General features: G+C 62.7%; 13 protein-coding genes and 1 riboswitch. Of the genes, 8 read left to right on the top strand and 5 right to left on the bottom strand.

What is annotated here, in order from left to right; genetic code table 11:
• Positions 1 to 97: 97 nt before the first annotated feature.
• The 4 genes from leuB to AB5Y51_RS12305 all read left to right on the top strand — a co-directional run bounded on the left by leuB (position 98) and on the right by AB5Y51_RS12305 (position 4271).
• Positions 98 to 1183 (top strand): 3-isopropylmalate dehydrogenase, encoded by a 1086-nt coding sequence (gene leuB / locus AB5Y51_RS12290; RefSeq protein WP_041211114.1) that lies wholly within the window; start codon positions 98 to 100, stop codon positions 1181 to 1183.
• Positions 1184 to 1215: 32 nt separating this feature from the next.
• A complete protein-coding gene (leuC, locus tag AB5Y51_RS12295; RefSeq protein ID WP_201925391.1) occupies positions 1216 to 2613 on the top strand; it encodes a 3-isopropylmalate dehydratase large subunit in 1398 nt (465 codons plus the stop codon).
• A gap of 16 nt (positions 2614 to 2629) precedes the next feature.
• Positions 2630 to 3229 (top strand): 3-isopropylmalate dehydratase small subunit, encoded by a 600-nt coding sequence (leuD, locus tag AB5Y51_RS12300; RefSeq protein ID WP_039041180.1) that lies wholly within the window; start codon positions 2630 to 2632, stop codon positions 3227 to 3229.
• A 112-nt stretch (positions 3230 to 3341) separates the two neighbouring features.
• A complete protein-coding gene (locus AB5Y51_RS12305; protein WP_368178511.1) occupies positions 3342 to 4271 on the top strand; it encodes a transglutaminase domain-containing protein in 930 nt (309 codons plus the stop codon).
• A gap of 51 nt (positions 4272 to 4322) precedes the next feature.
• Here the strand turns inward: AB5Y51_RS12305 and AB5Y51_RS12310 are convergent, their stop codons facing one another.
• Positions 4323 to 4613, bottom strand: a complete 291-nt coding sequence (locus AB5Y51_RS12310) for a PilZ domain-containing protein (RefSeq protein ID WP_039041182.1) — start codon at positions 4611 to 4613, stop codon at positions 4323 to 4325.
• A 91-nt stretch (positions 4614 to 4704) separates the two neighbouring features.
• Positions 4705 to 4795, top strand: a riboswitch (TPP riboswitch).
• A gap of 83 nt (positions 4796 to 4878) precedes the next feature.
• Here AB5Y51_RS12310 and thiB point away from each other — a divergent pair.
• The 4 genes from thiB (at position 4879) to AB5Y51_RS12330 (ending at position 8492) form a co-directional block, all read left to right on the top strand.
• Complete coding sequence (gene thiB / locus AB5Y51_RS12315) at positions 4879 to 5859, top strand: thiamine ABC transporter substrate binding subunit (RefSeq protein ID WP_368178512.1); 981 nt, start codon at positions 4879 to 4881, stop codon at positions 5857 to 5859.
• Positions 5835 to 7463, top strand: a complete 1629-nt coding sequence (gene thiP / locus AB5Y51_RS12320) for a thiamine/thiamine pyrophosphate ABC transporter permease (protein ID WP_042016674.1) — start codon at positions 5835 to 5837, stop codon at positions 7461 to 7463. Before thiB ends, thiP begins: the two co-directional genes overlap by 25 nt.
• A gap of 141 nt (positions 7464 to 7604) precedes the next feature.
• Positions 7605 to 8315: a thiamine ABC transporter ATP-binding protein gene (gene thiQ, locus AB5Y51_RS12325; protein ID WP_039041185.1), complete on the top strand. Its 711-nt coding sequence runs from the start codon at positions 7605 to 7607 to the stop codon at positions 8313 to 8315.
• Positions 8316 to 8330: 15 nt separating this feature from the next.
• Positions 8331 to 8492 (top strand): hypothetical protein, encoded by a 162-nt coding sequence (locus AB5Y51_RS12330; protein ID WP_180321335.1) that lies wholly within the window; start codon positions 8331 to 8333, stop codon positions 8490 to 8492.
• A gap of 66 nt (positions 8493 to 8558) precedes the next feature.
• On the opposite strand, the gene AB5Y51_RS12335 is transcribed toward AB5Y51_RS12330, so the two are convergent.
• From AB5Y51_RS12335 to AB5Y51_RS12350, 4 genes are all read right to left on the bottom strand, one after another.
• A complete protein-coding gene (locus AB5Y51_RS12335; protein ID WP_113069681.1) occupies positions 8559 to 9929 on the bottom strand; it encodes a PhoH family protein in 1371 nt (456 codons plus the stop codon).
• A gap of 206 nt (positions 9930 to 10135) precedes the next feature.
• Positions 10136 to 10819 carry a hypothetical protein gene (locus AB5Y51_RS12340; protein ID WP_010673144.1) on the bottom strand — a complete coding sequence of 228 codons (684 nt, stop codon included), beginning with the start codon at positions 10817 to 10819 and terminating at the stop codon, positions 10136 to 10138.
• 9 nt (positions 10820 to 10828) lie between these two features.
• Positions 10829 to 12976, bottom strand: a complete 2148-nt coding sequence (locus AB5Y51_RS12345) for an adenosylcobalamin-dependent ribonucleoside-diphosphate reductase (protein ID WP_041215837.1) — start codon at positions 12974 to 12976, stop codon at positions 10829 to 10831.
• A 204-nt stretch (positions 12977 to 13180) separates the two neighbouring features.
• The gene (locus tag AB5Y51_RS12350) at positions 13181 to 13633 is read right to left on the bottom strand and encodes a pullulanase (protein ID WP_029313820.1); all 453 of its coding nucleotides are present in this window, start codon (positions 13631 to 13633) and stop codon (positions 13181 to 13183) included.
• Positions 13634 to 13993 lie beyond the last annotated feature (360 nt).

The following is a 13993-nucleotide window of genomic DNA, read 5'->3' on the forward strand; positions in this document are numbered from 1 at the left end:
AAGATGACAGCATGACATGGGGAGGACCGGGGCCTGGGCAGTGGTCCGGACCGGCCTCCCGGATGAAACGGAATCACACTATCAAGACGGAGAGAGTATGAGCAGTTATCGGATCGCAGTATTGCCGGGTGACGGCATTGGCCCGGAAGTGATGGCAGAGGCCATCAAGGTACTGGAAAAGGTGCAGACCAAATTCGGCTTCTCCCTCGACTATGACCGTCACGACGTCGGCGGCATCGCCATCGACAACCACGGCACACCGCTGCCCCAGAGCACGATCAAAGGCTGCGAAGCGGCCGATGCGGTGCTGTTCGGATCGGTGGGCGGCCCCAAGTGGGAGCACCTGCCGCCCAACGATCAGCCGGAGCGCGGTGCCCTGCTGCCCCTGCGTGCCCACTTCAAACTGTTCTGCAACCTGCGCCCGGCCCGCATCTACACCGGTCTGGAGCAGTTCTCCCCGCTGCGTGCCGACATCTCCGATCGCGGCTTCGACATCGCCTGCGTGCGCGAGCTGACCGGCGGCATCTATTTCGGCCAGCCCAAGGGGCGTGAAGGGGAAGGCGCCACCGAGAAGGCCTTCGACACCGAGGTGTACCACCGCTTCGAGATCGAGCGCATCGCCAAGATAGCGTTTGAATCGGCCCGGGTGCGCAAAGCCAGGGTCACCTCCATCGACAAGGCCAACGTGCTCGCCTCCTCCATCCTGTGGCGCGAGGTGGTGACCGAGGTCGCCAAGTCCTACCCGGACGTGGCCCTGAACCACATGTACATCGACAACGCCACCATGCAGCTCATCAAGGATCCGTCCCAGTTCGACGTGCTGCTCTGCTCCAACCTGTTCGGTGACATCCTCTCCGACGAGTGCGCCATGATCACCGGCTCCATGGGCCTGCTCCCCTCCGCCAGCCTCAACGAATCCGGCTTCGGTCTGTTCGAGCCGGCCGGTGGCTCGGCCCCGGATATCGCCGGCAAGGGGATTGCGAATCCCATCGCCCAGATCCTCTCCGCCGCCCTGATGCTGCGTTACAGTCTCGGCCAGGAAGCCGCCGCCCAGGCCATCGAGCAGGCCGTGGCCCAGACCCTGGCAGAAGGCTATTTCACCGCCGACCTGCATCAGGCCAGCGCCACGCACCCGGTGCAGAGCACGGCCGACATGGGCAGCCAGATCGCCGCGCGCATCTGACCCCACGGCATCGATAACAAGGAAACCGAGCAATGTCCAAGACCCTCTATCAGAAAGTGTTCGACGCCCACGTGGTGCGGGAAGTGGAAGGGGAAACCCCTCTCATCTACATCGACCGTCATCTGGTGCATGAAGTGACCAGCCCCCAGGCATTCGACGGCCTGCGCGCCATGAACCGCCAGCTGCGTCGCCCGGATCTGACCTGGGCCACCATGGATCACAACGTCTCCACCACCACCAAGGACATCGCCGCCTCCGGTGAGATGGCACGCATCCAGATGGAGACGCTCGCCGCCAACTGCAAGGCGTTCGGGGTTCGTCTCTATGACTTGAACCACAAGTACCAGGGCATCGTCCACGTGATGGGCCCCGAGCTCGGCATCACATTGCCCGGCACCACCATCGTCTGCGGTGACTCCCACACCGCCACCCACGGCGCCTTCGGGTCGCTCGCGTTCGGTATCGGCACCTCCGAGGTGGAACACGTAATGGCCACCCAGACCCTGAAACAGGGCCGCGCCAGGACCATGCGTATCTCTGTCAACGGCAAGCTGGCCGAGGGCATCAGCGCCAAGGACGTGGTGCTCGCCATCATCGGCAAGGTGGGTCATGCAGGCGGGACCGGCTACGTGGTGGAGTTCGCCGGTGAAGCCATCGAGGGGCTCACCATGGAAGGGCGCATGACGGTGTGCAACATGGCCATCGAGCTCGGCGCCAAAGCGGGCATGATTGCCCCCGACCAGACCACCATCGACTACATCCGTGGCAAGGAGTTCGCTCCCAAGGGGGAGGCGCTGGAACAGGCCATCGCCTACTGGCTGACCCTCAAGAGCGACGAAGGTGCCCACTTCGACGCCGAAGTGGTGCTCGACGCCGCCGACATCGCCCCGCAAGTGACCTGGGGCACCAACCCGGGCCAGGTGATCGCCGTCAATGAGCCCATCCCTGCACCGGAATCCTTCGCCGATCCGGTGGAGCAGCAGTCCGCCCGCAAGGCCCTCGCCTACATGGACCTGCAACCGGGCCAGAAGCTCTCCGACGTGGCCATCGACAAGGTGTTCATCGGTTCGTGCACCAACAGCCGCATCGAGGATCTGCGCGCTGCCGCCGCCATCGCCCGCGGTCGCAAGGTGGCCGCAGGGGTACAGGCCCTGGTGGTACCGGGCTCCGAGCAGGTGAAGGCCCAGGCCGAGGCCGAGGGGCTGGACAAGATCTTCATCGAGGCAGGCTTTGAGTGGCGCTTGCCCGGCTGCTCCATGTGTCTGGCCATGAACAACGACCGGCTGCAACCGGGGGAGCGCTGCGCCTCCACCAGCAACCGCAACTTCGAGGGGCGTCAGGGTCGTGCCGGTCGCACCCACCTGGTGAGCCCGGCCATGGCCGCCGCCGCCGCCGTCACCGGCCGCTTCGCCGACATTCGTGCGCTGTAACGACAAGGAGAACATGATGACAGGTTTCAAACAGCATAAAGGGATCGTCGTTCCCCTCGACAGCGCCAACGTCGACACCGACGCCATCATTCCCAAGCAGTTCCTGCAGAAAGTGAACCGCATCGGCTTTGGCAAGCACCTGTTCCACGACTGGCGCTTCCTGGACGATGCAGGGGAGCAGCCCAACCCGGAGTTCGTGCTGAACAAACCGCAATTCGCCGGTGCCAGCATCCTGTTGGCCCGCGAGAACTTCGGCTGCGGCTCGAGTCGCGAGCACGCCCCCTGGGCGCTGGCGGACTACGGCTTCAAGACCATGATCGCCCCGAGCTTTGCCGACATCTTCTACGGCAACGCCATCAACAACGGCATGGTGCCGGTTCGTCTGAAGGAGGAGGAGGTCGACGCCCTGTTCCAGCTGGTCGCCGCCCAGCCGGGCATCGAGATCGAAGTGGATCTGGAGGCCAACCAGGTGCGTGCAGGCAGCCTCACGTTCGGCTTCGAAATCGACGAGTTCCGTCGCTACTGTCTGCTCAACGGGCTGGATGCCATCGGTCTGACCCTGCAGCACGAGGCCGCCATCAGCGCCTTCGAGGCGAAGCAGCCAAGCTGGATTTGACGAACCTGCGACAAGAAAGCGAGTAGAATCAACAGGGAGCCGAGGCTCCCTGTTTTATTGTCGGGTCGCTGTACAAAGCCCGCCACCTCTGCATGTCCGACAGGAGACACCTATGTCCGCAAGGGGCGCCCTTTCATTGCTCTGCCTGCTGCTCAGCCTCCCGGCCCTGGGCGGACAGACCTCTTTCACCAACAGTGGCGGTCAGCTCAATGTCGGCTGGCAGGACAGAGAGGGCAAGGCGCAGCAGCTCAGCTACCGGCTGGAGGCGGGCAAGCAGCCCCCTCTCATCGCTTACCGTCCGGCCAGGATGCAGGAAGACGTACTGCAAAGCCTGCTGCAACAGGCCCCCCTGGCGTTCCCCGAGGTGCAGTTCTCCCTCGTTCGCCCCGCCATGAGCCTCAGCATCAAGAGCCGCAACGCCGACAAGGCGCGGGAAGCCTCCCAATGGGTCAAGCCCGAGCAGGCCAAACTGGAGGCCGCCTGGCTCACGCAGCACTACTTCCAGCCCTTCACTGCCCCCGACGGCGCTCCCGCCATCAAGCAGGATCATGTGCGCATCGCCCTGGAAAGCCGGGACGAACTGGCCCCGTTGATGGAGCAGCTCAAGCAGGAAGGGGCCACCGAGACCGAGGCGCGCCAGAAGACGGTGGCCCACATGCTCGACTTCATCCAGGCCATCCCCTATCAACTGCTCGACAGCCAGTCGGGCCGCTCTGGCAAGGGGTTTCTGAGCCCGCGCCAGGTGCTGGAGCAGAACCGGGGGGATTGCGACAGCAAGGTGACCCTGATGGCCGCCCTGCTGGCCCAGGGGTATCCCGATCTCAAGCAGGCCATGGTGTTCGTGCCGGGACATGCCCTGCTGGGGGTGGCCCTGCCAGCCAAACCGGGGGACGCCACCTTGAGCCGGGCGGGGGAGACCTACCTCCTGATGGAGCCGACCGGCCCGGCCCAGCTGCCCATGGGCCAGCTCGCGCCCACCAGCAAGACGCTGGTCGACAGCGGCCAGTTGAGTGTGCAGCCGGTGCAGGATGAGGGGAAATGAGACAGGCCAGCCCATGGCTGGCCTGTCTCGAGGAGGACGGGCGCCCGGGTCTCAGGTGAGGGAGAGAAACTCCAGCGCCAGCAGGAGACCGTCTTCTTCCTCCAACACCCGCACGATGCGAGCCTGGGCCTCGAAGGGAGGCAGAAGATTGCTGCTGGTCGCCAGGCTCACCCGGATGGGCTGGGCCAGATCGAACGCGTGCTTGTTCACTTCGACGCCCATGCCGTTGGCGCTGAGATCCCGGCAGACCCCCTCCAGCACCTGCTGATGCTGGAACAGGGTGACGGGGGCATTGATGACCATGCGCTGGAAGGCACGTCTTTCCTTGGTGCTGGTGATCACTGGGGACTTCCTCCTTGGTGGTGGCTCGCACGATGCGGCCCGTGAAACATAGTGCTGGCCTCCCCCCAGGAACGCCAATACAATGCGATGCGTTGCTCAAACGGGGTGCGGTTTACCGCTGAGATTATACCCGTGAACCTGATCCAGATAATGCTGGCGGAGGAATTTGAGGCATGGCGCGCGTTTTTTGTGCCCTCATCCGCCGGCGCTCACCACACGCGAGGTGCCATTGATGAGCACCCCGATACCCACAGGAGTGCCATTGATGAAGACCCTGCTGCTGATCGCCACCAGCCTGCTCTCTGCCCAGGCGTTTGCCGCCGACACCCTCACCGTCTACACCTACGGCTCCTTCGCCGCCGAATGGGGGCCGGGTCCCAAGATCAAGCAGGCCTTCGAGAAGGAGTGCGGCTGCACCCTCAATCTGGTACCCCTCGAGGATGGCGTCGCCATCCTCAACCGGCTGCGGCTGGAAGGCCAGCACAGCAAGGCCGACATGGTGCTGGGGCTGGACGATGCCCTCATCAGCGAGGCCAAACAGAGCGGCCTGTTCGCCCCCCATTCCACCAGGCTCGATGGCCTCAAGGTACCGGGTGGCTGGCAAGACGACACCTTTGTCCCCTATGACTACGGCTACTTCGCCTTCGTCTATGACAGCAACAAGCTCAAGCAGCCCCCCAAGAGCCTGAAGGAGCTGGTGGCACGTCCCGATATCAAGGTGATCTATCAGGATCCCCGCACCTCCACCCCGGGCCAGGGGCTGATGCTCTGGATGAAGTCGGTCTACGGGGATGAGGCACCGACCGCCTGGGCGCAACTGGCCAAAAAGACGGTCACCGTCACCAAGGGGTGGTCAGAGGCCTACGGCATGTTCCTCGACGGCGAGGCGGACATGGTGCTCTCCTACACCACCTCCCCCGCCTATCACCTGATTGCCGAGAGCAAACCCCAGTACCGGGCGGCCGCGTTCGAGGAGGGTCACTACCGCCAGGTGGAAGTAGCCGCCAAGCTCAAGGGCGCCACACAGGGCAAACTGGCTGACCAGTTCCTGCAATTCATGGTGAGCTCCGCCTTCCAGAACGAGATCCCCGGCGGCAACTGGATGTATCCGGTGACAGACGTGGCGCTGCCCAAGGGGTTCGAACAGATGATCACCGTAGCTAAGCCACTCACCTTCAGCGCTGACGAGGTGGCCGCCAACCGCAAGGGGTGGATCCGCGAATGGCTGCAAGCCGTCACCCAGTGAGTTCAGGTCGTCGCACCCTCTGGTGGCTGCCCGGCAGTGCAGCCACCCTGGTCATCCTGCTGCTCTCCATTGGGCCGCTGGTCGCCCTGTTGTGGCAGGCGGGGGCCCTCTCCCCCCGCGCCCTGCTAGGCGATCCCTACCTGCGCCACGTGCTGGGTTTCAGCCTCTGGCAGGCACTGCTCTCCACCCTGCTGAGCCTGGGGCTTGCCATCCCGGTGGCCAGAGCCCTGGCGCGACGCCGTTTCACCGGACGCCGCCTGCTGCTCAAGCTGTTCGGCCTCTCCCTGGTGTTGCCGGTCATCATCGCCATCTTCGGCATGGTGGCGGTGCACGGTCGTCAGGGCTGGCTGCCGCAACTGCTGCACGGCCTGGGCCTGGATCCCGGCAACTATCTCTACGGCCTGTTCGGCATCCTGCTGGCCCATGTCTTCTTCAACATGCCCCTGGCCGCCCGCCTCATCCTGCAGAGCATAGAGAGCATCCCCGAGTCCTCCTGGCGCCTCGCCAGCCAGCTCGGCATGCGCTCCTCCCACATCTTCCGGCTGCTGGAGTGGCCGCTCATCCGCGGCATCTTGCCGGGGCTCGCCAGCCTCATCTTCATGCTCTGCTTCACCAGCTTCACCACAGTGCTGGCGCTCGGGGGCGGCCCCAAGTCCACCACACTGGAGGTGGCTGTCTACCAGGCGCTGCGCTTTGACTTCGATCTCGCCACCGCTGGCGGGCTCGCCCTGGTGCAACTGCTGCTGACCCTGGCCCTGCTCCTGCTGCAACACAAGCTGCAGACCACCCCGGCCAGTCGCCTCACCAGCCGTCGCCCCTGCCTGCGTCCCGACAGACACCAGAAGGGCAGCGCTCTGGTGGATGGCCTGGCCCTGACCATGGGGCTCGCCATCTTCCTGCCGCCCCTGCTGGCCATCGTGGTCGCCGGGTTCAACCCCGGTCTGCTGGCGGCGCTCGGCTCACCCCGGCTGTGGCAGGCAGGGGGGCAGTCCCTGGGCATAGCCCTGGCGGCGGGCTCCCTGGCCACTTTGCTCGGCGCCGGGCTGCTGCTCACCAGCCGGCACCTGAGGGTGCGGGATCGCAAACGGCGGGCCGCCGCCCTGTGGGAGGCCAGCGGCTCCATGATCCTGATGATCCCGGCGGTGGTGCTCTCCACCGGCCTCTTCATCCTGTTCATGCCTTTCACCGACGTCTTTGCCTTGGGCCCCTGGCTGGTGGTGCTGGTCAACGCCCTGATGGCGCTGCCCTATGTGCTGCGCACCCTCTCGGCCCCCATGCAACTGGTGGTGCGCCAGTACGATCGGCTGGCGGACAGCCTGGGGGTGCGCGGCCTGCATCGCCTGCGCCTGGTGGAGTGGCCCCTGCTGCGCCGTCCGCTGGCCCTGGCCATGGCTCTCTCGATGATATTGTCCCTCGGGGATCTCGGGGCCATCGCCATGTTCGGCAGCCAGACCCTCACTACCCTGCCCTGGCTGCTCTATCAACAGCTCGGCAGCTACCGGCTGACCGAGGCGGCCGCCACCGCCCTGCTGCTGCTTACCCTCTGCTTCTCCCTGTTCTGGCTGGTGGAGCGGGGACTGGGAGGCAGGCATGTGGATCACTGATCCCCGGCGGCATTGCCGCCTCCCTGCCCCCAGGATCCGCCCGGGCACGCCCCTTGGGCGCCACTTGGAGCAGTCACTCACGCTGCTTTTCATCAATTTTTCTTACTTGTTGTTCTATAAAACGACATTCAGGAGCCAAACATGCTGGTAATTGAGGAACTGGTCACCAGTTATCCCGACTGGCAGGTGACCTTCAGTGCGACCTTGCCCAAGGGGGAGATCACCGCCCTCATCGGTCCGAGCGGCGCCGGCAAGTCCACCCTGCTCGGCATGATCGCGGGCTTCGTGCCGGTGGAGTCGGGCACCCTCACCTTCGACGGCCAGGATCTGCTGTCACTGGGCCCTGCCGAGCGCCCGGTCACCACCCTGTTCCAGGATCACAACCTCTTCCTGCACCTGTCGGTGTTCGACAACATCGCCATCGGCCTGCATCCCGGCCTGCGCTTGAATCCGGCCCAGAAAAGGCTGGTGCAGGAGGCCGCTGACAAGGTGGGCCTGGGGGAGATGCTGACGCGCCTGCCGGAGCAGCTCTCCGGCGGCCAGCAGCAGCGGGTGGGGCTGGCCCGCGCCCTGGTGCGGGGCAGGCCGCTGCTGCTGCTGGACGAGCCCTTCTCGGCCCTCGATCCGGCCCTGCGGCGGGAGATGCTGGCGGAGGTCGCCCGCCTCGCCTGCGAGCAGGGCATCACCGTGCTGATGGTCTCTCACAACCCCGAGGATGCCCAGCTCATCGCCGATCAGGTGCTCTTCATCGACGCGGGACGCATCGCCTTGCAGGGCAAGCCGGATATTCTGCACAGCAGCGATCACCCCGGGCTGCTGCGCTACCTGGGCCGCGCTCTGGCGCCACAGTGAAGGGCTGACAAGCTGATGGTCTCTCCCTGTCGTTCCCAGGAGGATGCCCAGCTCATCGCCGATCAGGTGCTCTTCATCGACACGGGACGTATCGCCTTGCAGGGCAAGCCGGATATCCTGCACAGCAGCGATCACCCCGGGCTGCTGCGCTACCTGGGCCGACCGAGAGAGGCATGAGATAGGCGGGATCAAAAAAGGGGAAGCCGTCCGGCTTCCCCTTTCTCATGCAGAGATCCCGTCAAATCAGAGGTTTTCCTCAGCAAACGAAGCCAGCCGGCTGCGCACCACCCCGTTCAGGAAGATGTTGGCACTGCCGTCGAAATCCTTGAACCGCTCGACGATGTAGGTCAGCCCCGAGGTCACCGGGCTCAGGTAGTTGGAGTCTATTTGAGCCAGGTTGCCGGAGCAGACGATCTTGGTCCCCTCACCGCAGCGGGTGATGATGGTCTTGATCTGGGACGCGGTCAGGTTCTGGCACTCGTCCAGCAGCACGAAGGTGTTCTGGATGCTGCGCCCGCGCATGAAGTTGACCGATTTGAACTGGATATTGGCCTTCTCCATGATGTAGCTGAGGGACCCGCTCATGTTCTCGTCCTGCTTGTGCAGCACCTCCAGGGTGTCGGTCACCGCCGCCAGCCAGGGCATCATCTTCTCCTCCTCGGTGCCGGGCAGGAAGCCGATGCTCTCGGCAATTTCCGGGGTATTGCGGGTGACGATCACCTTCTCGTAGATCCCCTTCTCGATCACCAGCTCCAGCGCCGCCGCCATGGCGAGCAGGGTCTTGCCGCAGCCCGCCGGGCCGGTCAGGATCACCAGGTCGATGTGCGGATCCAGCAGGGCATCCAGCGCCATGCCCTGATAGACGTTCTTGGGATGCACCCCCCAGGCCTTGCGGGACATCAGCCGCTCGCGGCCGAGATCTTTCAAGCGGATCTTGTTGCCGTCGTGGCTCAGCACCCGCGCGGCAAAGAAGTTCTCCTCGTCCAGGAGGTACTGGTTGACGTGGACTCCCTCCAGCAGGTTGGCATCGATGACGTGGACCGTATCGCGGCCATGGGTTTCGCTGTCGCACTCGCCGACCCGCTCCCAGAAGCTGCCGGGCACCACCTGGAAGCCCTTGGCGAGCAGGCGGATGTCGTCGATGAGCTGGTCGCTGCGATAATCCTCCACATGGGCAAGGCCAGCCCCCTTGGCCTTGAGGCGCATGTTGATGTCCTTGGTCACCAGCACCACCTGACGTTTCATTTCGTGCTTTTGCAGGTAGAGAGCCGCGTTGATGATGCGGTTGTCCGCCTCCTTGTCGGTGAACACCTCGGCATCCTGAGGCAGATGGTGATCGCTGAAGATGGAGACATGGCCGCTCGCCTCGCCGGCCAGTGCGACTCCTTGCACTATCTGCTCCGGAGTCGCATCGCGGAACACATCTTCCAGGGCACGGATGGCGATGCGGGCATCACGGCTGACGTCCTTCTGGCGATCCTTGATGTTGTCGAGCTCTTCGAGCACCGTCATGGGGATGAGCACGTCGTGCTCTTTGAAGGAGTAGATGGCGAGGGGTTCGTGAAGCAGAACGTTGGTATCCAGGATAAACAGCTTTCGGTCCGTGTTGTCCATAAGCATCCTCCTTGGCACTGAAGGTGCCACGTGTGTGAATCTCAGATGTCATTGAAACCACACGGCCGTGACAGTTTTATTACCCCCAACGCTACGCCCGAATTTACCGGTGCGCAACAAATCGCTGCCATCATGGGCGTCGTTCGAACATAAAATCAGCAACGAAAAGGCCGGCATGTTGCCGGCCTTTGGTGGCAATCAGCACCTCAACCGCACTTGGAATCCCCGCAGTTGAGACAGGTCATGCAGCCATCCTTTTGCACCAGCGCCTTGGTGTGGCACTTGTAGCAGAGCGCGGCACTGGGTGGGAAACCGCTGCCCGCCGGCTGCTCTTCTGCCTGTTGCTGTGCCTGCAATTGCGCCTGCTTCTCGGCCAGGAACGCCTGCTGGTGCTCGTCCAGCCCGGGCACCTTGAGCATGCCGATCTCGGTGAGATGGGTTTCGATCACGTTGCCAATTTCGGCGATGAGAGAGGGCACGTACTTGCCCTTGTTCCAGTACCCCCCCTTGGGATCGAACACGGAGCGCAACTCCTCCACCAGAAAGGTGACGTCCCCTCCCTTGCGAAACACCGCCGAGATGATGCGGGTCAGCGCCACTATCCACTGATAGTGCTCCAGGCTCTTGGAGTTGATGAAGATCTCGAACGGGCGCCGGGTCTCGTGCACCGTGCCCTCGTTGAGAATGATGTCGTTGATGGTGATGAACAGCGAGTGCTCGGAGACGTGCTCCGGCGTTTTCAGCTTGTAGGTGGTGCCCATCAGCCGTTCCGGGCGCAACACGGTTTCATGCATGTGCACCACGTCATCCTGGGGCGTCGGCGCATCTTGCGGCTCATCCCGGGTTTTTACCTTGTAGGCGACGATTTTTCTGTCGATTTTCTTGACCATGTCTCGTCCTCAGAACTTGCCGTAATAGCCTTCTTTCAAGGCGTCATAGAGGTTGGCGGCGGTGTGCAGCTCGCCATCGTATTCGATCTCCTCGTTCCCCTTCGCCGTGATGACGGTGCCATCTTCCAGGGTGAACTCGTAACTGGTGTTCTCCAGATCCTTCTCCTTCACCAGCACGCCCTGGAAGGCGGCCGGGTTGAAGCGGAAGGTGGTACAGCCCTTGAGGCCGGAGTCCGAGGCATAGAGGTAGATATCCTTGAACTGCTCGAACGGAAAATCGGTCGGCACGTTGGCGGTCTTGGAGATGGAGGAGTCGATCCAGCGCTGGGCCGCCGCCTGGATATCCACGTGCCCGGTCGGCGTGACGTCGTCCGCGGTGATGAAGTAATCCGGCAGGCGGCTACCCTCCTCCTCGGCATAGGGCATGGCGGCCGGGTTCACCAGCTCGCGATAGGCCAGCAGCTCGAAGGAGTAGACATCCACGCTCTCCTTGCTCTTCTTGCCCGGCTTGATGACATTGCGGCTGTAGTGGTGGGCAAAGCTCGGCTCGATGCCGTTGCTGGCGTTGTTGGCGAGCGACAGGGAGATGGTACCGGTCGGCGCTATGCTGCTGTGGTGGGTGAAGCGTCCACCCACCTCGGCCAGCTCGGCCACCAGAGCGGGATCCACTTCGGCCACCTGCTGCATGTAGCGGCTGTAGCGGGCATGCAACACCTTGCCCTTCACCTTGTCGCCGAGCTTGATGCCATCTGCCGCCATTTCGGGGCGCAGACGCAGCATCTTGCCGGTGACTTCGAACTCCTGCTCCATGATGGGGGCCGGCCCCTTCTCCTTCGCCAGACGCAGAGACTCCTGCCAGCCGGTCATCGCCAGCTCCTGGGAGACCTGTTCGGTGAAGGCGACGGAGGCCGCAGAGCCGTACTTGATGCGCAGCATGGTGAGGGTCGAGCCCAGCCCCAGGAAGCCCATGCCGTGGCGACGCTTGGCGGTGATCTCCTCGCGCTGCTTGGCCAGCGGCAGCTGGTTTATCTCCACCACGTTGTCGAGCATGCGGGTGAAGATGGCCACCACCTTGCGAAACGCGGGCCAGTCGAAGGCGGCCTGCTCGGTGAAGGGATCGCGCACGAAGGTGGTCAGGTTGACCGAGCCCAGCAGGCAGGCCCCATAGGGCGGCAGAGGCTGTTCACCGCAGGGGTTGGTGGCACGGATCTCTTCGCAGAACCAGTTGTTGTTCATCTGGTTCACCTTGTCGATCAGGATGAAACCGGGCTCCGCATAGTCGTAGGTAGAGGTCATGATGACGTTCCACAGCTTGCGCGCGGGCAGGGTCTTGTAGACCTTGCAGGCCACCTGGCCCAGCTCGTTGATCACCACACCCTCCTTGTTGGGCCAGTCCGCCCAGACCACCCTCGCTGGGTCATCCAGCGCGATGCCATCCTGCTCCACCTCCTTGGCGGTGTAGGGGAAGATCAGTTGCCAGGGGGCATCCTCCTTCACCGCACTGACGAACTCTTCCGTGATGAGCAGGGAGAGGTTGAATTGACGCAGGCGACCATCCTCCCGCTTGGCCTGGATGAACTCGACGACATCGGGGTGACGGATATCCATGGTGCCCATCTGGGCGCCACGACGGCCACCGGCAGAGGAGACGGTAAAGCACATCTTGTCGTAGATATCCATGAAGGAGAGCGGCCCGGAGGTATAGGCTCCCGCTCCCGAGACGAAGGCTCCGCGCGGTCGCAGGGTCGAGAAGTCGTAACCGATGCCGCAACCCGCCTTCAGGGTCAGGCCCGCCTCGTGCACCTTGCCGAGGATATCGTCCATCGAATCCTCAATGGTGCCGGAGACGGTGCAGTTGATGGTGGAGGTCGCCGGCTTGTGCTCAAACGCCCCGGCGTTGGAAGTGATACGGCCCGCCGGAATGGCACCATTGCGCAGGGCCCACAGGAAGGGTTCATACCAGGTGTCGGGTTCGCGCTCCTGCGCAGCCAGCGCGCGAGCGACACGCTGGTAGGTCTCGTCGATGGAGCCGTCGATGGGGGCGCCATCCTTGCTCTTGAGACGATACTTGCTGTCCCAGATCTCGAGAGACGTCTCCTGCAGAGGGATCTGGCGGCTGGCGGTGACGCCCTCCAGTACCGGAATGGATTTAGCCATGGTCAATCAACCTCCTGTGAATGGGGCAATATCGTGACAAGAATACTACCAGTAGTAAATTTAAGAATTTAAAACACTATATATTGTGATTTATCCGTCATGAGGGCGCCGATTCTATCCTAAAAAAATGCCCCGGCCAGCAGATTTCTGGGCCAGGGCATTTAACCAGTTCAATTTCCGAGAGATTTAAAGCGAGAGACTATCTCAGGGTTTCTTGACGTATACGCTCGGTGTCTCACCCGCCATATTCAGATAGAACTCATAGACGCCATCCGCCTCGGGCGAGAACTTCATGTCCTCATACTTGGAGCACGGATTGACCGGTACAGGTTCCCCGCCGAGCACGGCAACGCCATCGCTCGGGCTCTTGTAACCGAAGTTGGTGCCACAACTCCAGCCGGAGTCGGCAAACTTGAACTTGTAAGGAGCCCACTCTTTCTTGAGCGTCCCCTTGGCCATGTAGAGCTTGTCGGCAACCTTGACGACCTTGCTTTCGTCGGTGGCCATCCAGTCGTTCATCTCACCACGCAGGTAGATGGACTTGCCGCCGAAGTCGCTGTTGTCCGCCGCCGCCTGCTCTGCACCACCATTGGATGCGCAACCGCCTAATACCAGGGTTCCCGCCGCCAGCATCATCGTTACTGTTCTTTTGAACATGTGTCCATTCCTCAAATTATTGTGATTCCTTGGTCCATCGATGTGGACCCGGGAATTAAACCAGAGCAGGCATGACAAGAAAGGTAGAAGCATCACATTCTGTGCTTTTTATATCCAGAATGCAGGCTTTCGAATAGATATTGAGCAGAGACGGGCCACAAACACGTCGATATTGGCTGGGATGATGAATGCGAGTATCAGAAAACACGGCGGGAAACAGCACCATAGTGCCCGTTTGCCCTCCAGTGAGGGCTGAATTTCAGGCAATAAAAAACCCCGCTCGAGTGAGCGGGGTTTCTTGTATTGGGTGCCTGGCAGTGTCCTACTCTCGCATGGCGAATGCCACACTACCATCGGCGC

The organism is Aeromonas sp. R7-1 (assembly GCF_040908115.1).
GTDB classification, from domain to species: domain Bacteria; phylum Pseudomonadota; class Gammaproteobacteria; order Enterobacterales; family Aeromonadaceae; genus Aeromonas; species Aeromonas caviae.

Excerpts from the sequence above, each read along its gene's own strand:
- leuB (WP_041211114.1), top strand. The coding sequence starts at position 98 with ATGAGCAGTTATCGGATCGCAGTATTGCCGGGTGACGGCATTGGCCCG.
- thiP (WP_042016674.1), top strand. The coding sequence starts at position 5,835 with ATGGCTGCAAGCCGTCACCCAGTGAGTTCAGGTCGTCGCACCCTCTGG.
- leuD (WP_039041180.1), top strand. The coding sequence starts at position 2,630 with ATGACAGGTTTCAAACAGCATAAAGGGATCGTCGTTCCCCTCGACAGC.
- thiQ (WP_039041185.1), top strand. The coding sequence starts at position 7,605 with ATGCTGGTAATTGAGGAACTGGTCACCAGTTATCCCGACTGGCAGGTG.
- AB5Y51_RS12350 (WP_029313820.1), bottom strand. The coding sequence starts at position 13,633 with ATGTTCAAAAGAACAGTAACGATGATGCTGGCGGCGGGAACCCTGGTA.
- AB5Y51_RS12345 (WP_041215837.1), bottom strand. The coding sequence starts at position 12,976 with ATGGCTAAATCCATTCCGGTACTGGAGGGCGTCACCGCCAGCCGCCAG.
- AB5Y51_RS12340 (WP_010673144.1), bottom strand. The coding sequence starts at position 10,819 with ATGGTCAAGAAAATCGACAGAAAAATCGTCGCCTACAAGGTAAAAACC.
- AB5Y51_RS12335 (WP_113069681.1), bottom strand. The coding sequence starts at position 9,929 with ATGGACAACACGGACCGAAAGCTGTTTATCCTGGATACCAACGTTCTG.
- leuC (WP_201925391.1), top strand. The coding sequence starts at position 1,216 with ATGTCCAAGACCCTCTATCAGAAAGTGTTCGACGCCCACGTGGTGCGG.
- AB5Y51_RS12330 (WP_180321335.1), top strand. The coding sequence starts at position 8,331 with ATGGTCTCTCCCTGTCGTTCCCAGGAGGATGCCCAGCTCATCGCCGAT.
- AB5Y51_RS12305 (WP_368178511.1), top strand. The coding sequence starts at position 3,342 with ATGTCCGCAAGGGGCGCCCTTTCATTGCTCTGCCTGCTGCTCAGCCTC.
- thiB (WP_368178512.1), top strand. The coding sequence starts at position 4,879 with ATGAAGACCCTGCTGCTGATCGCCACCAGCCTGCTCTCTGCCCAGGCG.